At 69.7% G+C, this 18,730-nt stretch carries 12 protein-coding genes and 1 pseudogene; 10 read left to right on the plus strand and 3 right to left on the minus strand.

The annotated features are described in order from the left end of the window. Window positions 1–54: 54 nt before the first annotated feature. Entirely contained in the window at window positions 55–2,904 is a 2,850-nt protein-coding gene (locus tag BKN51_RS09315) for an ATP-binding protein (RefSeq protein ID WP_233224170.1), read from the minus strand. Window positions 2,905–3,132: 228 nt separating this feature from the next. Here BKN51_RS09315 and BKN51_RS09320 point away from each other — a divergent pair, with 228 nt between their 5' ends. The 8 genes from BKN51_RS09320 to BKN51_RS09360 all read left to right on the plus strand — a co-directional run bounded on the left by BKN51_RS09320 (window position 3,133) and on the right by BKN51_RS09360 (window position 12,527). Beyond that, window positions 3,133–4,683 carry a S8 family peptidase gene (locus tag BKN51_RS09320; protein ID WP_233224169.1) on the plus strand — a complete coding sequence of 517 codons (1,551 nt, stop codon included), beginning with the start codon at window positions 3,133–3,135 and terminating at the stop codon, window positions 4,681–4,683. 52 nt (window positions 4,684–4,735) lie between these two features. Continuing rightward, complete coding sequence (locus BKN51_RS09325) at window positions 4,736–6,202, plus strand: trypsin-like serine protease (protein ID WP_101607271.1); 1,467 nt, start codon at window positions 4,736–4,738, stop codon at window positions 6,200–6,202. 836 nt (window positions 6,203–7,038) lie between these two features. Next, complete coding sequence (locus BKN51_RS43000; RefSeq protein ID WP_146044410.1) at window positions 7,039–7,293, plus strand: hypothetical protein; 255 nt, start codon at window positions 7,039–7,041, stop codon at window positions 7,291–7,293. Window positions 7,294–7,991: 698 nt separating this feature from the next. Continuing rightward, entirely contained in the window at window positions 7,992–9,239 is a 1,248-nt protein-coding gene (locus tag BKN51_RS09340) for a sensor histidine kinase (RefSeq protein ID WP_101607273.1), read from the plus strand. After that, on the plus strand, window positions 9,230–9,880 hold the full coding sequence (locus BKN51_RS09345) for a response regulator transcription factor (RefSeq protein ID WP_101607274.1): 651 nt from the start codon (window positions 9,230–9,232) through the stop codon (window positions 9,878–9,880). The genes BKN51_RS09340 and BKN51_RS09345 overlap by 10 nt, the downstream gene beginning before the upstream one ends. Window positions 9,881–10,002: 122 nt before the next feature. After that, window positions 10,003–10,533 (plus strand): hypothetical protein, encoded by a 531-nt coding sequence (locus BKN51_RS09350; RefSeq protein ID WP_101607275.1) that lies wholly within the window; start codon window positions 10,003–10,005, stop codon window positions 10,531–10,533. Between the two features lie 11 nt (window positions 10,534–10,544). Continuing rightward, the gene (locus BKN51_RS09355; RefSeq protein WP_101607276.1) at window positions 10,545–11,231 is read left to right on the plus strand and encodes a VC0807 family protein; all 687 of its coding nucleotides are present in this window, start codon (window positions 10,545–10,547) and stop codon (window positions 11,229–11,231) included. A gap of 69 nt (window positions 11,232–11,300) precedes the next feature. Next, window positions 11,301–12,527: a macrolide family glycosyltransferase gene (locus BKN51_RS09360; protein ID WP_101607277.1), complete on the plus strand. Its 1,227-nt coding sequence runs from the start codon at window positions 11,301–11,303 to the stop codon at window positions 12,525–12,527. 57 nt (window positions 12,528–12,584) lie between these two features. Here BKN51_RS09360 and BKN51_RS09365 read toward each other — a convergent pair whose 3' ends face one another. After that, entirely contained in the window at window positions 12,585–12,911 is a 327-nt protein-coding gene (locus BKN51_RS09365) for a hypothetical protein (RefSeq protein ID WP_101607278.1), read from the minus strand. Window positions 12,912–13,360: 449 nt separating this feature from the next. Between BKN51_RS09365 and BKN51_RS09370 the strand changes: the two genes are divergently transcribed. Further along, on the plus strand, window positions 13,361–14,347 hold the full coding sequence (locus BKN51_RS09370) for a transcriptional regulator (RefSeq protein WP_233224168.1): 987 nt from the start codon (window positions 13,361–13,363) through the stop codon (window positions 14,345–14,347). Between the two features lie 194 nt (window positions 14,348–14,541). On the opposite strand, the gene BKN51_RS09375 is transcribed toward BKN51_RS09370, so the two are convergent. Continuing rightward, window positions 14,542–15,567 carry a methyltransferase gene (locus BKN51_RS09375; RefSeq protein ID WP_158255809.1) on the minus strand — a complete coding sequence of 342 codons (1,026 nt, stop codon included), beginning with the start codon at window positions 15,565–15,567 and terminating at the stop codon, window positions 14,542–14,544. A 470-nt stretch (window positions 15,568–16,037) separates the two neighbouring features. Here BKN51_RS09375 and BKN51_RS43795 point away from each other — a divergent pair. Further along, a pseudogene (locus BKN51_RS43795) lies at window positions 16,038–18,641 on the plus strand (type I polyketide synthase); the annotation flags it as partial. Window positions 18,642–18,730: the final 89 nt, after the last annotated feature.

The following is an 18,730-nucleotide window of genomic DNA, read 5'->3' on the forward strand; positions in this document are numbered from 1 at the left end:
GATATCGGGCCCCCTGGTCAACTGCGGTCAGGTTCCCTCGTCCGGAGCGCCTCGTCAGAGGTGGACGTCGTGGCGGGAGGAGACGTTCAGTTTGCGGCGAACCTTGACCACATACTCCTCGACCGTGCGACGGGACAGGAACAGGGCCTGTGCGATTTCCTGGTTGGTGTGGCCGCCTGCCAGGAGGCGGGCGACGTCCTGTTCGCGCGGGGAGAGTTCGCTGCCGTATCCGCGTCTGCCACGAGGCGATGGGGTGGCTGTGCCGGTACTGCGGGCGCGGTGGCGGCAGCGGGCGGCGTCGACCGTGGCGCCCAAGGCGTCGTAGGACTGGGTCAGGGCTTCGAGCACCGCGGCGTCGGTGAAGGTTTCACCCTCGGCCTTCTCGGCGAGTTGGGTGGCCCGGTAGGACAAGCCCAGGTCCCAGTGCTGGTCGATTGCTTCCCGGTAGAGCCGGCCTGCCTCTTGATGGTCGTTCGTGGCCGCGGTCAGCCGCGCGCGGCAGGCGGTCAGTCCCGCCTGGGCCAGTGGGGCGTCGACTCCTCGTAGACCATGGGCTGTTTCCGAGACGAGCACCCGTGCCGAGTCGACGTCGTCGACTGCCAGGTGGTAATCGACGGCCTGGGGCAGGATGTCGCCCGACCACATCCACGCGCCCTTGTTCCGCAGCATCATCACGCCGCATCTCACGTGTTCCTCCGCCGCGGCGGTCTCGCCCCGGCTGAGGAGCATGCCGGCCATACCGCCTGCCGCCGAGATGCCCACCGGGAAGACCTGCGCCGTCGGGTGCGAACCCGTCGCCGCCTGGAAAGCTTTCTCCGCCCGCACCCACTCGCCCCGTGCCGTGGCCAGCCAGCCTCGCGTGAGGTGCAGGTCCGTGGTCAGCAGCAGGTCTTCATAGCTTTCGATCAAGCGGTCGAGTCGCTGTTCCAGTCCCTGCCATCGTCCACTGAGCCAGTCGAGCCGGGCCGCCGTGGCCTCGGCGGTGCCGACGACGTAAGAGGACCCACTCCGCTTGGCCAAGGTGATCCCGCCGCGCAGGAACTCCCGGGCCTTGGAGTAGTGCCCGATCCACGAGCAGGCATCCGCCAGGTTGCAGTGGGCCCGAGCCAGATGGTGGAGTTCGTCGGGGTCGTGCACATCCGATGGCGACGGCAGCCGGGAGATGCGCCCCCAGGTGCTCGGGTCTCCGACGATCAGCCGCCCGCCGAGCGTCGTGGCCAGCAGTGCGGTGCACAGTGCCCGGGTGGGCAGGTGGTCGAGGGTCGCCTCGACCCGGTCGAGCGACTTCCGGTGCTCGGCGATGGACGCGGACCCCAGATACGGCCCGGCCATCGCCGCCATGCCGCGCACCGTGCATTCCGGCTGGTCGCCGAGCAGGCCGAGGGCGAGGGCGATCTCCTCGGCGCCGCGGTCGAGCGACCCGGTCTCTCGCTGCAGCAACAGCCCGAACCACAAATGAACCTGGGCTCGGACGTCCGGGGCCAGGCGCGGGTCCACGAGCAGGCTTTCGACTCGCGCGGTCATCATCCCGCCGGGTAGTCCCGTCAGGGCGTAGTCACAGAGCTTGGTCGCCAGCCGGTTCGCGACCTCGGGGCTGGTCTCGGCATCGCCCAGGATCTCGACCAGCACGTCGACCGCGGTGGACACGTCGTTCGCGTCCTCCGCGACTTTGGCGGCGAGTTCGCTGTAGCGCAGCCACTCGGCTTTCATGCCTGCCGCTTTGGCGTGGGCGGACAACCGGGCGACGGGTGCATGGTCGAGGGCGGACAGCGCCGCCAAGGCGCGTTCGTGCAGCTCCCGCTTTCGCGGACCCGGCAGCGACGCGTACACCGCGCGCCTGGCGATGTCGTATCGGAAACCGTATCTGTCGGCCGTTTCCTCCACGAGCACACCGGACTCCAGCGACGCGATCAGGTGCGTCGCGGTCACCTCTCCCGCCACGGCGCCCATCACCTCGGGGGTCTCCGGGACACCCAGCACCGCGGCGGCCTCGGTGAGGGTCCGCGCGGCGTCGGGCAAGGCACCCAGCCGCTCTTCGATCGCCTCCGCCACCGAGGCAGGCACGTCCATTCCCTCGAGGACCCGCCAAGCCAAGTCACCTTCGGCGCGCACGTCCCGCACCGGGTCGCGCAGAGCCCGCACCGTTTCCTCGACCACGAAAGGGATCCCCGCCGTCTCGTGCAGGACGGCTTCGGCGAACCGACGCGACGTCACGGTGGCTCCCACCAGCGCGTCGATCATGGCGCGCACGTCCGCCGCACCGAAGGGGCGCAGGACCAGATCGAGCCCCGTCACTCCGTGCGGCAGGTGGAAGGAGTGGCCGAGTGGTGCCACTGACGGCAGATCCTCGCGACGGTAGGTGGCCACGATCGACAGGTCCGGCGGCGGGTTCGCCAGTACGAAGCGCAACACCCGGCGGGTCTTTTCGTCCGCCCACTGCAGATCCTCGAGCACGAGCACGACCGGTCCCAGCGAACGCAGGAGATCGCGCACGGCGCGGAAGACCCGGTGCCGCTCGGCGCCGGGATCATCGAGGGCGCGCGGCGCCGGTGGCAGGCGGTCGGCGAGTTCGGGCAGATGGTCCCGTAGCGCACCGGTCACCGGGCCGGGCTCGACCAGCAGGTCGCCGCACTGGCTGAGGCAGTCGAGGAGCACTCCGTACGGGAACGGGTCGGACAGCGGCTGGCACGAGCCCGTGATCACTCGCGGGGCACCGTCGCGGGCGGCCGCGGCGGCGAACTCGGTGACCAGCCTGGACTTGCCCACCCCGGCCTGGCCTTCCACGAAAACGGCCGACGGCGGGTGCCGCACCGCGGTGAGCAGGGCGGCGAGTTCGGCGTCCCGGCCGATCATCGGCGGGGAGCGGAATCGGCCGGAGAGAGGATCCGCGCGCCCGTCGACCATGCTCGCTCCTGTCGGTGATCCGTCCGCTGAGGAATGTCCGACATGGTAGGTCGGCGGGCACCGGTGCCATAACCCCGCGAGCTACGGCACTTGCGTCCACACGGGATCAGGTACCGGTACGGGTCGCGACCACACTTGTTCCCCTGCCCGCCAGGCCGAACTCTGATTCCCCGAGCGGCTCGATGTCACAACCCCCTACGGCCGCTCGAACGCGCGATGGAGGAATCGATGCGACAAAGCAGAACGAGCTGGATGGCGAACCTGTTCACCGTCGCGGTCGCCGCCGCGGCAGTGGTGACGACCGCGGGCGTGGCCGTGGCGCAGGACACGGACGCGGCTGTCGTCCAGGCCGACCGGCCTTACCCCGGGCAGTACATCGTGGTGCTCGAAAGTGGCGCCCGTGCCGCGGCAGAAGGCCAGGCCTCGACACTCACCCGGCGCTACGGCGGAGAGGTGACCGACACGTACTCGGTCACACTGAACGGGTTTTCGGTCCGAGGCCTTTCCGAGCGGCAGGCGCGGCGACTGGCCACCGACCCGTCGGTCAAGGCAGTGCACCAGGACGGCACGACCAGGGCGGAGGGGGAGCAGCCGAGCCCGCCGTCGTGGGGCCTGGACCAGATCGACCAGCGAACCGTCACCCTGGACAAGAAGTACACCTTCCCGAATTCGGGCGAGGGGGTGACCGCCTATGTCATCGACTCCGGGGTGCAGGCCCAGCATCCCGAGTTCGAAGGCAGGGCGAGCCACGGCTACGACTTCCTCGACAACGACACTGACGCCGGTGACTGCTACTGGCACGGCTCGCACGTGGCGGGGACGATCGCGGGCAAAACCGTCGGTGTGGCGAAGAAGGCCAAGGTCGTGGCCGTGCGCTCACTCGACTGCAAAGGCTCCGGCCCGGACTCGGCCACGGTCAGCGCGATGGAATGGGTGGCCAAGAACGCCGTCAAACCCGCTGTAGTGAACCTGAGCCTGGGCATGGATGTGCCCGGTGTCGGTGACGAACAGGTCAAAGCTTTGGTGGCCAAGGGAATCGTCGTCGCGGTCTCCGCAGGCAACGACGGCAAGGACGCGTGCGGCGTGAGCCCGGCGCGTGTCCCGGAGGCGCTCACCGTCGGCTGGTTCAACAAGGACCGCACCCGCGGCGGGAACCACGGCCGCTGCATCGACCTCTTCGCGCCGGGCGGCAACATCTACTCCAGTGACAACACCGGAAGGTTCCGTACCGCCAGCGGTACATCCATGGCCTCCCCGCACGTCGCCGGCGGTGCGGCGCTCTATCTCGCCGCGAACCCCGGCGCGACGCCGCAGCAGGTCAGCGACGCGCTGGTGCGCGGCGCCACCCCGGACCTGATCACCAACCCCGGGACCGACTCGCCGAACAAGGTGCTCTACGTCGGCGACCTGGGTGGCGGCACGCCGCCCGGATGCGGGATCAAGGGCAACGACCAGGATGTGGCGATCCCCGACGCGGACGCCGCGGTGGTGAGCTCCGTGATCCAGGATTCCTGCGATGGCAAGGCATCGGCCACGCTCGCGGTGCGAGTGGACATCGATCACGGCTATACCGGGGATCTCGCCATCGACCTGGTCGGGCCGAGCGGAACGTCCTATCCGCTCAAACGCGCGGGCGGTGTCGGCGAATCGGGCGGCGTGCACCAGAGCTTCACCGTCGACGCCTCCCGTGAGGACGCGAACGGCACGTGGCGACTCTCGGTTCGCGACACCTACCGATTCGACGTCGGCACGCTCACCGGCTGGTCGATCACATTCTGACCACTGTGGACGGACAGCGCCGCCCACTTTTCGGACTTCGAAGGAGAGAACGATGAGAACACCACGCTTCGCCGTAGCCCTCACCCTCGCGCTGGCCACGGCGCCCTCGCTCATCATGAGCACGGCGGCCGCCTCGCCGGCGGACGAGATCAGCATCGCGGCGACCCCGACCGATCAGCTCCGCACGACGGGCGCGGGAACCCGGATCGTCAACGGGGAACGCACCACGGTCAAGGAAAACCCGTCCGTCATCGCGGGCATGCGTGTCGGGGGCGGAGGCCCGCAGGGACAGTCCTGCACCGCCTCCGTGGTCGGCAAGCGCAAGATCTTGACCGCGGCACACTGCATGATCGACACCACCGGCGCCAAGAGCTACCTCTACGGCGACGACGACCTGAACACTCCTGGCGACGAGATGTTCCGCACGGCCGTCGCCTCGTTCAAGGCCCACCCCCAGTACACCGGTTCCGGCGGCTGGAGGACGGGTTACGACGTCGCGGTGGTCACCACTGTCGACGACCTCCCGGTGCCGGAAAACCAGTGGGCCAAGGTGGCGGGCTCGGGAGACAGCGCGCTCACGCAGCCGGGCAAGTCCGGCACTTCTCTCGGCTACGGCAAGACGTCGGCGAGCGGCGGCTCCGGCGAGCTCCGCAAGACCACCATGCCGGTCAACGACCCCGCGGGGTGCCAGGTCTTCGACATCCGGGTCAACGGTGATCTGATGGTGTGCACGGGCTACAACGACGGGCGCACCGCCGACTGCTCGGGTGACAGCGGCGGTCCGTTCATCGTGGACGGTGTGATCGTCGGTGTCTCGTCGTGGGGCTCCAGCGCTTGCGACCGCTACAGCATCATGGCGCGCCTGACCAACGGGATGGGCGACTGGGCCCGCGCCGAGATCGGCGGAACCCAACCCGGCGACGGGAAGTTCGGCATGGCGTTGTCACCCTCCTCCGGCAAGGCCGAGTCCGGCAAGCACGTCTCCACCAGCGTCACCACCACGGCGGGCGACCAGGGCCCGGAAAAGCTTGAGCTGAGCGCGTCCGCGCTGCCCACCGGAACGACCGCCACCTTCCAGCCCTCGTCGGCCGTCGACTCCGGGCAAGTCGCCAAACTGACCCTGCAGACCGCGGCGAGCACCCCGGCGGGCATCTACAAGGTCACCGTCGCGGCCAAGGGCGCCTCCGGATCCAAGACCGCCGAGTTCACGCTCACGGTCGGCGACGGCGGTACCGGCGACGGCCCGAGGCCGTCCGTCTCGCCCGGCACCGGGACCGTCCCGCCCGGTGGCTACGCCAACGCGACGATCACCGTCACCGGCGGTACGGGTCCCATCCGGCTCAGCGGCGCCGGACTGTCCCACCCGCCGACGTTCTCACCGCAGACCGTCAACGCCGGCGGCACTTCGCGAATGACGGTCATGGGCCCGTACCAGCGCGGTACCCACAAGGTGACCATCACCGCGACGGACAGCACCGGAAAGTCCGGAACCACGGAGTACACCCTCACCGTCCGATGATCCACGGTCCAGCGGGTCCCTGATCCGGACTCTTCCCGACCCTCTGGAGCCCGCGACCGCCGATGCGGTCGCGAGCTTCAGAGGGTCGCTCCTCATGCGCGAAGGTGGGCTGATCGCCGGTCACGCCGTCCTCGCGGTTCCCGTTTGCTGCTCGGAAGGTGCAGGACGCGGAGCTCGACCAGGAAGGAAGCGGGCGTGATCGCGAAGAAGTGGACTGTCCGGCCACGGACGGCCTTGCTTCGGTGACCGCTTGTGCGGTTCCCAGCGCCACTCCGGTGACGCCGGATCGCAACTCCGCCGCCCCGGCGGCGCCAGTGGCTGAGGTGGTTCGCGGCGTTCTGGATGGCTGTGACCGGACAGGTTCCCGCATTGGAGGACGGAGTCCGGCAGTTGACAAGATCACCCTCGGCCAAGCACACGTACCTGTTGAAAGGTTGGTGCGCTGCGACACTACCGGTGCATCGCGCGGACGATGGCGCCGGGCTCGCCGGTGCTGGCCGATCATTCGAAGACGGTGAACCTTCGCGAGGACGTCGTGATTCCACCGCTCAATACCTGGCTGTGCCAGGTCTTCGACCCGGACCGCCGCGACGAGACCGTGGCCGCGATGGTCGGAGCTCAGCCGGGTGGGCTCGGAACGGGATGCGAAACCGTGAGAAGCGGTCGAAGGCCGCAGAGGCACGGTTGCGGCGGCATCAGGCCGCGATCGAGGCGGGCGTGGACCCGGCGGCGCTCGTCGATGCGATGAACCTGCTCAGGCGGAGCGCCAGGCGGCACGAGAGGAACTGGAGAACCTGCCTGAGTCCGCCACGATCGACGCGGCGGAGGTGTACGCCATGCTCGACTCGCTGGGCGATGTCGAAACGGCACTCAACTCGCGGAACCCGGACCGCATCACACAGGTCTACCGGGACCTCGGGCTGCAAGTGCTCTACGACAACAAAAGAGGCGGTCGTGGTGACCGCCTCTCCCCGTGTGGACAACGCGTGTGTCCGAGGGGCATGCCGAGCTTGGCCGCCCAGCAGTCGCGGGTCCGGCGTGTACTTGAGCTCCTAGCGTTCGCTAACGGTCTCGTCTGTGTCGACAAGTAGTGAGTCGATCGTGGACCGCCACTTCGTTGATGCCGTACAGAGCGAGCCACAGTTGTCCGGATCGATGTCGGCAAGGCTTTCCAGTTTGGGCGGATTTCGGTCAGCTCTTCACTTCGTGATCTCGGCCAGCGTCCCCATCCGTCGAGACGGTCGCTTGGCGGAACTGGGCTGGGAGCGGCAGTTGAACACGCTCACCACGGGGAGGCGGCGGGGCAGCGCAGGGGCGGGCCGAGCCCTTCTCGCGCGGGACGGGGCGGCGGGGCGTGGGTTTCTCCTGCGCCGGCAACGACGCCGGCAGCGCGGGATCGCGCGTCTCCAGCAGCTGGTCACGATCGGCCGGAACCGGTCCGGGAGACTGTCCGGCACCGTGCCCGTGCGCGCCTCCGCTCTGCTCGTGCTTCTGTGGCCCCATTCTCTCGCTCCGGAGGCGACAGCGTCCGCCCAGCCGGGGCCGTTGCCCGCAGCCCCCGGCGCACCGGCCAGAATCACTGGGCCGAACGAGCGGCGCGGCAGGTCGGAAACGTCCGATTCGGCGGTTGTGTCGGACTCGGGTGGGGCAAGGGGCGGGGCTTGTGCGCCCAGCCTGGTGGGGCTAGCCCTACTCCGGGTGGCTCGGTGCGGACAACGGGTCACCTCGCGGTGCAGACTTGTCTCAGATCCGATCGACGGGACCGGCGCGAAGGGAAGAGGACGTGGCCATGCGAGGGCTGGTGAAGTGGGCGGCGGACGCCGGGACGGGGTTCTGGCGGGCAGCGGCGCTGACCGCGGTCAGCATGGTCGTCCCGGCCGTGTGGGCCGCCGCGGTGTGGCTGATGATCGCGTGGGGCAGCCCGTGGGCGGCGACCGCGCCCGCGTTGTGGGCGGTGGTGGCCACCTTCCTGCTCGCCCGGCCGATCTGCCGGACCTTCCGGTTCTTCCGCCGGAGCTGGACCGGCGTGGTCGTGCCCGGCGGGTACCGGGAACCGGTGCCGGCGGTGCAGATGTCCACCGGGTACTGGTGGAACGGGTCTTCGTACGCGAAGAGCCGCCGCGAGGCCGAAAAGGACCAGCGGCTGCGGATGCTCTGGAGCGACCCCGCCACCTGGCGCGATCTGCGATTCGTCTGGATCGCGCCGTTCATGGTCGGGATCGCGGCGGCCGTCCCGCTCGCCGGGGTCGCCTGCCTGGTCTGGGGGATCCTCGACCCGGGCCTGGTCAGCATCCTGCTCGCGGGGGTCGGCCTGGTCGCGGCGGTGGGCGCCGCGCCCTACGCCTGGCGGGTCATCGCGCCCGTGACCGACCGGTTCCTGCGCGGCTCGCCCGCGATGATCCTGGCCGACCGGGTGGACGAGCTGACCGCCCAGCGCGCGGACACCACGGTCGCGCAGGCCGCGGAGATCAGCCGGATCGAGCGCGACCTGCACGACGGCGCACAGGCGAGGCTGGTGGGGCTCGGGCTTTCGCTGGCCACCGCGGAAAAACTCATGGAGAACGACCCGGAAACCGCGCGGGCGCTGCTGCGGGATGCGCGGGCCGGTGCGGCCGCCTCGCTGTCCGAGCTCCGCGAACTCGTCCGCGGCATCCGGCCCGCGGTGCTGAACGAACGAGGACTGACCGACGCGGTGCGCGCCTTCGCGCTGGACAGCCCGCTCGAAACGACAGTCAGCACGGATGTGCAGCTGAGCCTGGACGCGCCCATCGAGTCCGCGCTGTACTTCGGCGTCGCCGAGCTGCTGACCAACGCGGCCAAGCACGCGAGCGCGACGAAGGCGACCGTCCTGATCGCCCGGGACTCCACCAGCATCGCCATCGAAGTGGAGGACGACGGCAAGGGCGGGGCGAACGAACAGAACGGCGGGGGGCTCGCCGGACTGCGGCGGCGCCTGGCGGTGTTCGATGGCGACCTGAAGATCACCAGCCCCGTGGGCGGTCCGACCCGAGTGAGGATGAGCGTGCCGTGCGAGTAGTCGTTGCCGAGGACCTGTATCTGCTGAGGGACGGAATGGTCCGCCTGCTGGAGGCGTACGGCCACACGGTGGTCGGCACGGCCTCCACCGGCCCGGAGACCCTGGAAGCCCTGCGGACCCTGAAGCCGGACGTGTCCATCCTCGACGTCCGGATGCCGCCGACCCAGTCCGACGAGGGGCTGCGCGCGGCGCTGGCCGCCCGCAGCGAGATGCCGGGCCTGCCGGTGCTGATCCTCTCCCAGCACGTCGAACAGCTCTACGCCCGCGAACTGCTGGCCGACGGCACCGGCGGCGTCGGGTACTTCCTGAAGGAAAGCGTGTTCGACGCCGACCAGTTCATGGACGCGCTGGAGCGCGTGGCGGGCGGCGGCACCGCGATGGACCCGGTGGTGATCAGCAAACTGCTCGCCAGCGGCAGTTCGAACCGCCGGCTGGAAGCACTGACCGAACGCGAGCACTCGGTGCTCGGCCTGATGGCCGAAGGGCTGTCCAACCAGGCGATCGCCAAGCGTCTCTTCCTCGGCGACAGCGCGATCAGCAAGTACACCACCTCCCTGTTCGGCAAGCTCGGCATCACCGACGACGACAGCAGCAACCGCCGCGTGCTGGCGGTCCTCGCCTACCTGAACAGAGCCGGCTAGCCAGTCCGGCGGGCCAGCGGCACCGGTCCCGACGGGTCTCCGGCGCCCGGTTTCGTCATGCCCTCAGTCGCCTACACAGCGAACAGGATCAACCACTCTCAGTTCACTCGAAAGGAGGCAGCATGATCGCGACGTTGACCGACCGGTACGTGGCCGCCGTTTTGCGGCACGTGTCGTGTCGGGCGCGGCCGCAGCTCGAACGGGAACTGCGCGCCGTGATCACCAGTGAAATCGACGAACGCATCGCACTGGGCGAATCGACCTGCGAGGCCGAGTACTCCACGCTCGAGGACCTCGGCGACCCCCGCCTGCTGGCCACGCACTACGCCGACCGCGCCACGGTGCTGATCAGCCCGGAGACCTATCCCGACTACGCGCGGGCGCTGCGCTGGGCGGTGGCGGTGTGCCCGCCGGTCGCCTACACCGCCGCCGCGCTCGACCGCCGGGGGCGCGGGGCTTCGGCGTCCGCGGCGCTCGTTGAGCCACTGCGGCTCGCGCTGACCATGGCGGCCTACCTCGCGGTCGCGGTGACCGCCTGGTTCGTCCTGGTCGACCGCGTCCGCGCGGACCGGCCGGACGGCGGCTGGACGCCCGACGCGCTGCTGCCCGCCTCCGCCCGAACCGACCATCGGCAGCTGATTTTCCTCCCCTGAAAGGAATTCCAGTGAACACCAGCCAGACGAGCACGGTGCAGTCCGTCTCGAGCGAGCACGAGTCCAAGAACATCCGCCGCGAGATGCTGCTCAACCTCGGCATCAACGTGGCGGCCCCGATGGCGCTGTTCTACGGTCTGCGCGGCGCGGGGCTCAACCAGTGGGTCGCGCTCGCCATCGGCATGGCGCCCGCCCTGCTCCGCGCGGTGTACACGGTCGTCAAACAACGCAAGATCGACGTCACCGCGCTGTTTTCGCTGAGCGTCATGCTGTTCAGCATCGTCATCTCCTTCGTCACCGGGAGCCCGCGGCTGCTGCTGGCCAAGGACGGCCTGCTGACGGTGGTGATCGGCGGCTGGATCCTGCTCAGCCTGCTGCGGATGCCGTTCATCTTCCAGCTCACCCGGTCGATGATGTCCGACGAGGCCCGCGAGCGCGCCGACCTCAAATGGGCCAAATCGCCGACCTACCGGCACGTCATCCGGGTCATCACCGCGATCTGGGGCGTGGTGCTCGTGCTCGACGCCGGGGTGCGGGTGCTGCTGGCCTACACCCTGCCGATCGACAGCGTGCCGCTGATCAGCGGTCTGCAGTTCATCGGCGTGTACATCGTGATCGAGGTCGCCACCCGGATTTACGCGCGCCGCAAGGGTTTCGCCGAAGCGGTCGAGGCCGAAGCGGGCGTCCCGTACATGTGAGCGGAGTCCCCGGCTTTTCCTGATTCGGTCCCCACCGCTGTTCTAGGAATCTCGCAGAGGGGCACACCCATGGGCAAGCACATCGCTTTCGTCAGCATCCCGGCGCAGGGCCACGTGAATCCCGCGCTGCCGCTGGTGTCCGAGCTGGTCGCGCGCGGGCACCGGGTCAGTTTCGCGACCGCGCCGGCCCGGCTCGACCAGGTCGCCGCGGCGGGTGCGGAGCCGGTGCCGGCTCCGTTCCGGCTGCCGCTGCCGCCCGGGGACGGCAAACTCCTCGACGCCGGCACCGTCGGCCTGCGGTTCGAGGAGTTCTACGAATCGGTCGTCGAGGTCTTCCCCCGGCTGGTGGAGCATTTCGCCGCGGACCGGCCCGAGCTGTTCTGCGTCGACGCGATGACGCCGGTCGGCCGGATGGTCGCGCAGAAACTCGGCGTCCCGCTGGCCGCCATGCATCCCACCCACGCCAGCAACAAGGAATTCTCGCTCCGTGCCACCGTGATGGGCATCGAAGGAGCGCTTTCGGACCCGGCCTCGGTCGAGGTGGTCATCGGCGCCGTGCAGGAGGTGGGCCGCAAGGTCCGCGCTTTCGCCGAGGAAAACGGGGTCGACCCCGATTACGACATGTTCGACTATCCGGCCGACCACAACCTCGTTTTCATCCCCCGGGAATTCCAGATCAAGGGGGAGACTTTCGACGACCGGTTCCGTTTCCCGGGGCCGACGATCGTCGAACGACCCGACGCCGGGAACTGGCAGCCCGACGGGAAACCGCTGCTGTACATCTCGCTCGGGACTTTGTTCAACGACAACCTGGAATTTTACCGCAGCTGCCTGGACGCTTTCGGCGGCACGGAATGGCAGGTGGCGATGTCGGTGGGCGCGGAGGTCGACCTCGCGGAGCTGGGCCCGGTGCCGGGCAACATCGACGTGCGACCGCATTTCCCGCAGCTCGAAGTGCTGCGCGAGGCCTCGGCGTTCGTCTCGCACTGCGGCATGAACTCGACGATGGAGGCGCTGTTCTTCGGGGTCCCGCTGGTCGGGGTGCCGCAGCAGGCTGAGCAGTTGATCAACGCCGAACGCGCCGCGGAGCTGGGCTTCGGCACGGTCCTCGCGCCGGAGGAGCTGACCGCGGCGCGGCTGCGGGAGAGCGTGGAAGCGGTCGCCGCCGACGGGCGGATCCGCGCGAACCTCGACGAAATCAGTGCCAAGCTGCGGGAACGCCGCGGCGCGGTGCTGGCGGCGGACGCGTTGCTGGCGCAACTGGACCGAACAGCGGCGGACGCGCTGCCGGACTGAACGCACGAGAGCGCGGCGATCCGGTCTCGGCCGGGTCGCCGCGCTCTCGTGCGCGCCTCACGCCTTGTCGGCGCCCGCGGCCGCCTCGACGGTCTCTCCTTCGATCACATCGCCTTCCGACGCCTGCCTCGGCACGGCGGGCACGGACAGGCCGGGCACGGTCAGGTCCGGGACCTTCTTGACCGCGGCGAGCGCCGCTTCGATCGCCTCGGCGAGCGTCGGCGAAACGTTCTCGTCGAAATCGACCTTGGTGACCTGAATGTCCGCGTTGGTCGGGAGCGAGTCGGTGCCGAAGGTCGCGTTGCCGAACCCCAGCTCCTTCAGCGTGACCGACTCTTCTTCGGTGATCTCGCGGCTGAGGACGAGGGAAAACTTGTGCCCCACGTAACGTCACCTCTCAACGTTGCCAAGCATTGTGAACGGTAGGCGGGCACCCGGACACGACCTGCTCCACGCACCCGTCTCGAAAGATACGCAGCCGCGCGGGTGTTCAGCCCGGTGTTCAACTGCCCACCCCGACGATCCGAGGGGCGGGGCGGACCCGGTAAGGGGTGCCGGGTGATCGGCTAGGGGTTGCTAGGGGATCGGCGCGGAAATAGTGTCGGAAGCGAGGCATCCGCCAATGAAGTCGGGTGTTCCGGCGAATGTTTCCTGTAAGACCGGCGACGTTTGTCGCGATAATGGGGACCGTTTTTCGCGCGGCCGCGTCTGGGGGCGGACGGCTGCGGCGCGGTCGCTGTGGGCGCGGTCACGGAAAGCGTTCCCATTCTCTGTCCGCCCCGGTTTTCCATCGTCATATGGGGGTTTGCACAGTGTTGCTTGCAGACAGCGACGTGTCTTCTGCCGAAACGGGTCCGCAGGATTACGACCTGATCGGGCCGGGGGTGTACGCGGTGCCGATCGTGCGCCTGCTTCCCGGCGATTCGCCTCGGCTCAACGGTGAGGACAAGGTGCACGTGCTGCGCCTGGCGGCGATGGAGACGATGCTGCCTCCGATCCAGGTGGACCGCGCGACGATGCGGGTCGTGGACGGCATCCACCGGCTGATGGCGGCCTCGCTCAAGGGCGAGCACACCATCGCCGTCGAGTTCTTCGACGGCAGCCCGGAGGACGCGTTCCTCAAATCGGTGGAGGCGAACGTCGAGCACGGTCTGCCGTTGACCCAAGCCGACCGCTCCGCCGCCGCGCTGCGGATCCTCCGCACTCATCCCACCATGTCCGACCGGGCGATCGCGAAGTCCACCGGGCTCGGCGCGCAGGCCGTCGCGGCGCTGCGGCGGTCGTCGGATTCGGTGCCGCAGTCGAATTTCCGGGTCGGGCGGGACGGCAAGGTCCGTCCGCTCAACAGCGCGAAGGGCCGGCTGCGGGTGGCCGAGCTGATGCGGGAGAACCCGGACGCGTCGCTGCGCCAGCTGGCCAGGACGGCCGGGGTGTCGCCCGCGACCGCGCTCGACGTGCGCCGCCGCCTGGAGCGCGGTTCGGGTCCGGTGCCGAGCCAGGATCGTCGCGACCCCGGCGAAACGCCCGCCCCGAAGGCTGCCGCGCCCGCGCCGGAGCCTGCCGAACCCGGTGTGCCGGCCGCGGTCACTCTGGAAGTGCTGATGCGCGATCCGTCGTTGCGGCAGAGCGAACTGGGCCGTCGGCTGCTGCGGATGTTCCGGGACAACGTGCTGGGCGCGAAGGCGTTGACCGATATCGCGGCGTCGGTTCCCTCGCATTGCATCGAGATGGTCACTCAGCTGTCCCGGGACAACTCCCGGATCTGGGAGGACTTCGCCCAGGAACTGGCTCGACGCGCAAGGGCTAGCGGAGTGGCCTGAGCCACCGGCCCGAGAGAGGATTTCGCGGCTTCCCCGCCGGTGTGGCGGGGGAGCCGCTTTTTCGGTGTGTGCTTCGGGATCGCGGCCGGAGGCGGGGTGTCCGAATGTTCGGGTTCAGGGGGCAGCGCGTTTCCGTTCCGGGGGTGCGAAAGAACGCCACGGGCGCCCGGCCCGTGGCGTTCTCGACGTGCGGATCAGACCGTGGCCGGCGCCTCGGCCAGCTTGCAGGTGGCGACGCTGAGGTCGGCCGGGCACGGGGTGATCGACTCGACGTGCAGGCCCGCGTCCGCGGCTTCGCGGCGGATGTCGGCCTCGGTGCGTTCGCGGGCGTGGGTCTCGCCCACCACCATCTTGATCACGTTGCGAAACGCCGCGCCGGAATCGTGCTCGGCCAGCGGGTCGATGACCAGCAGCGTCGGGTTGTCGCCGGCGGCCATCGCGGTGCGGATGTTCGACAGGATCCGCACGCTGCTCTCGGAGCTCCAGTCGTGCAGCACGTTCTTGATCAGGTAGAGGTCGCCGCCCTCGGGGATTTCCTTCAGGATGTCCGCCGGGCGGTAGGTGAGGCGCTGCTTGAGGTCTTCGTCGTCGGAGGCCCGGAGGTCCGCTTCCGCGCGCCGGCAGGTGTCGGGCCGGTCCACGCACACGCCGTGCAGGTGCGGATGGGCTGCCAGGATCGTCTTGAGCAGCGCGCCGTTGCCGCCGCCGACGTCAACCACGACGCGGACGTCCTCGAAGGGCACGTGCTCGGCCAGCACCACGCCGATCGGGCGGGACCAGTCCTGCATGGCGAGATCGAAGATCCGCGAGGTCTCGGCGTCGTTCTCCAGGTACTCGTACAGCGAGACCCCGAACGCGGCGGGCATCACCGCGGTGCCGTCCTTGACCGCCTTCGCGAGCCCGCCCGCGGCCGCCTGTCCGTAGAGGCCGCAGATGAGCGACGCCAGGTGCCGGATGGACTGCGGGTGGTCGGATTTCAGCTGCTCGGAGGCGGCGGTGTTGGCGTAGCGGCGGTCCTCGTCGACGGTGAAGATCCCCAGCGCGGCGACTGCCTGCATCAGCGATTCCAGCGAGACCTGGTCGGCTTCGATCGCTTCGGCGATCTCGGCGCCGGTCTTCGGCCTGTCGGCGAGCGCGTCCGCGATGCCGAGGCGGGCGACGGCGCCGATCGCGGCCGACGAGATCGACCCCATGACATGACTCAGCAGTGACACTTCCATGGCCCTTGGCTCTCCCCGGCTGGCTGGTGAATTGGCAGGCTCGTGCATTGGCTGGCGTGCTGTGCACACTAGGAGAACCGGGGTCGCGGGGGCGGGCGTTCAACCGCCCGCGCGCCCGGAAGTCGTTCAGCCGCACGGAAAGGGCAGTTGAACAACTCTCGCGGTCTTGCGCTTTTTCCGGGCCGACGACGAGGCTGAGGCCATGACTGGTGCTCTCGAGGTTCCGGGTGCGCGGCGCAGTCGGGTCACGGCGACGCGCGGGTCTCGGCCGGCGGCGTGAACCTCGCGGGACTCTCCGGTCACCGAAGCCGATTTCGACACGCGTCACTGAAATGCGCTGGGCCGCACGGTGCGGGCGCCCGTTCGGGGTGCGCCCGCGAATCCGTCTGTTATTCCGCCGTGGTCGCCCCGCCGCGGCGCTGTAGTGCGCAAGAGACAGAACCCCGGTAGTCAGGCGAGGTTGGGACCAGATGGCGAACGAAGACAAGCTCCGCGACTACCTCAAACTCGTGACGGCCAACCTGCGACAGGCCCGTCGCCAGCTCGCCGACGTCGAGCAGCGCGGACAGGAGCCGATCGCGATCGTGGGCATGGGCTGCCGGTTCCCCGGCGGCGCGCATGGCCCCGACGCGCTGTGGCAGCTGCTCGCCGAGGGCGCCGACGCCATCGGCGAGTTCCCGCAGGACCGGGGCTGGGATCTGGAGAACCTCTACGACCCCGACCCGGACAATCCGGGCACCTCCTACGCCCGGCACGGCGGCTTCGTCTACGACGCGGCCGGGTTCGACGCCGAGTTCTTCGGGATCAGCCCGCGCGAAGCGCTGATGATGGACCCGCAGCAGCGGCTCTTCCTGGAGGTGGCCTGGGAGACCGTCGAGCGGGCGGGCATTCCGGCGGATTCCCTGCGCGGCACCAAGACCGGCGTGTTCGTCGGCGCCTACAACCAGGGCTACGGCGCCAACCCCGCGGCCGAGGCCGGCGGTTCGGAAGGCCATCTCGTCACCGGGGTGTCGACGAGTGTCCTTTCCGGACGCGTGGCGTTCACGATGGGGCTGGAAGGCCCGGCTGTGACGCTTGACACGGCGTGCTCCTCCTCGCTGGTGGCCCTGCACCTGGCCACGCTGGCGCTGCGCTCCGGCGAGTGCTCGCTGGCGCTGGTCGGCGGGGTCACCGTCATCTCCGGGCCCGGCGTGTTCGTCGGCTTCTCGCGCCAGCGTGGCATGTCGACCGACGGGCGCTGCCGATCGTTCAGCGCGGACGCGGAGGGTTCGGGCTGGGCCGAGGGCGCCGGCGTGCTGGCGGTGGAACGGCTTTCCGACGCGCAGCGCAACGGCCACCCCGTGCTCGCGGTGATCCGGGGCAGCGCGATCAACCAGGACGGCGCGTCGAACGGGCTGACCGCGCCCCACGGTCCTTCGCAGCAGCGGGTGATCCGCGCCGCGCTGGCCAACGCGCGGCTGTCCGGTTCCGACGTCGACGTGGTGGAGGCGCACGGCTCCGCGACCACGCTCGGCGACCCGATCGAAGCGGAGGCGCTGCTGGCGACCTACGGCCGGGAGCGGCCGGAGGGTCGTCCGCTTTGGCTGGGTTCGGTGAAGTCGAACATCGGGCACTCGCAGGCCGCGGCCGGGGTGGCCGGGGTGATCAAGATGGTGCTGGCGCTGCGGAACGGACAGTTGCCTCGGACGCTGCACGTGGGCGAGCCGACCCCGCATGTGGACTGGTCGGCGGGCGAGGTGCGGCTGCTGGCCGAGCCGGTGCCGTGGGAGCAGGGGGAGCGGGTCCGGCGGGCGGGGGTGTCGTCGTTCGGGATGAGCGGGACCAACGCGCACATCATTCTCGAGGAAGCTCCGGCCGGGCACGAGGCTGCCGAGTCCGCCGAGGTGTCCGATGTGGACGCTGCGGAGAACGAGCTGCCGGTGGTGGTCGAGCGCGTCCCGGTGGTGGCGGGCGAGGCGACGGCGTGGCCGGTGTCGGCGCGTTCGGCGGACGGGGCGGCGGAGCAGTGGGGCCGGTTGGCGGCGTGGGTCGGGGCTCGTCCGGAGCTGGACCCGGCGGACGTGGGCTGGTCGCTGGCGGCGACGCGGTCGGTGTTCGAGCACCGGTCCGTGACGGTGGGTGGCGACCGGGAGTCGTTGCTGTCGGGTGTGCCGGTGCGTGGGGTGGCGCGTTCTGGTGCGCGTGCGGTGTTTGTGTTCGGTGGGCAGGGTGCGCAGTGGGTGGGGATGGGCCGTGCGTTGCTGGCGGAGAGCCCGGTGTTCGCGGCGCGGTTCGTGGAGTGCGAGCGGGCGTTGGTGTCCTGTGTGGATTGGTCGCCGCGTGTGGTGTTGACCGAGGCTGCGGAGTTGGGGTCGGCGGCGGTGGTGCAGCCGTTGTTGTGGGCGGTGATGGTCTCCCTGGCCGCCGTGTGGGAGGCCGCGGGCGTCGAACCTGAGGCTGTGGTGGGGCATTCGCAGGGTGAGGTTGCGGCGGCGACGGTGGCGGGGATGTTGTCGCTGGACGACGCGGCGCGAGTGGTGACTGCGCGGTCCCGTGGCTTGTCGGGGCTGTCGGCGGAAGGGTCGATGGTGTCGGTGGTCGCGCCGGTCGGTTCGGTGGCTGAACTGATGGTGCGGTGGGGTGATCGGTTGTCGGTGGCGGCGGTGAACGGTCCTGCGGCGACGGTGGTGTCCGGTGATCCGGAGGCGCTGGCGGAGTTCGAGCGGGAGCTGGCGTCGCGGAAGATGCTTCGTTGGCGTGTTCCGGAGACGGACTTCGTGGCGCATTCGTCGGCGGTCGAGCCGCTGGAGGCCGTGCTGGCCGACGAACTCGGCGGGATCTCTCCGCGGGCCGGTCGGGTGCCGATGATGTCGACGGTGACCGGCGGGTGGGTGTCCGGGGAGGAGCTGGGCGCCGGCTATTGGTATCGGAATTTGCGGCAGACGGTGCAGTTCGAGAGTGCGGCTCGGGCGTTGCTGGCGGACGGGTTTGATTCCTTTGTGGAGGTTTCGCCGCATCCGGTGCTGGTCGCGTCGGTGACCGAAACTGCTGAGGATGCCGGGGTTTCCGGGGTCGTCGCGGTCGGGACGGTGGAGCGGGACAACGCGGGTGCGGCGCGGTTGCTGACCGCGTTCGCGGAAGGCTTCGTGCACGGCCTGCCGGTGGACTGGTGCCGGGTGCTTCC

The sequence above is a fragment of the Amycolatopsis sp. BJA-103 genome (assembly GCF_002849735.1).
Classification (GTDB): Bacteria; Actinomycetota; Actinomycetes; order Mycobacteriales; family Pseudonocardiaceae; genus Amycolatopsis.

Bases quoted from the DNA above. Each gene is read 5' to 3' on its own strand.
- BKN51_RS09340 (WP_101607273.1), top strand. From the start codon at position 7,992: ATGCGAGGGCTGGTGAAGTGGGCGGCGGACGCCGGGACGGGGTTCTGG.
- BKN51_RS09360 (WP_101607277.1), top strand. From the start codon at position 11,301: ATGGGCAAGCACATCGCTTTCGTCAGCATCCCGGCGCAGGGCCACGTG.
- BKN51_RS09325 (WP_101607271.1), top strand. From the start codon at position 4,736: ATGAGAACACCACGCTTCGCCGTAGCCCTCACCCTCGCGCTGGCCACG.
- BKN51_RS09315 (WP_233224170.1), bottom strand. From the start codon at position 2,904: ATGGTCGACGGGCGCGCGGATCCTCTCTCCGGCCGATTCCGCTCCCCG.
- BKN51_RS09320 (WP_233224169.1), top strand. From the start codon at position 3,133: ATGCGACAAAGCAGAACGAGCTGGATGGCGAACCTGTTCACCGTCGCG.
- BKN51_RS09375 (WP_158255809.1), bottom strand. From the start codon at position 15,567: ATGGAAGTGTCACTGCTGAGTCATGTCATGGGGTCGATCTCGTCGGCC.
- BKN51_RS43000 (WP_146044410.1), top strand. From the start codon at position 7,039: ATGCTCGACTCGCTGGGCGATGTCGAAACGGCACTCAACTCGCGGAAC.
- BKN51_RS09350 (WP_101607275.1), top strand. From the start codon at position 10,003: ATGATCGCGACGTTGACCGACCGGTACGTGGCCGCCGTTTTGCGGCAC.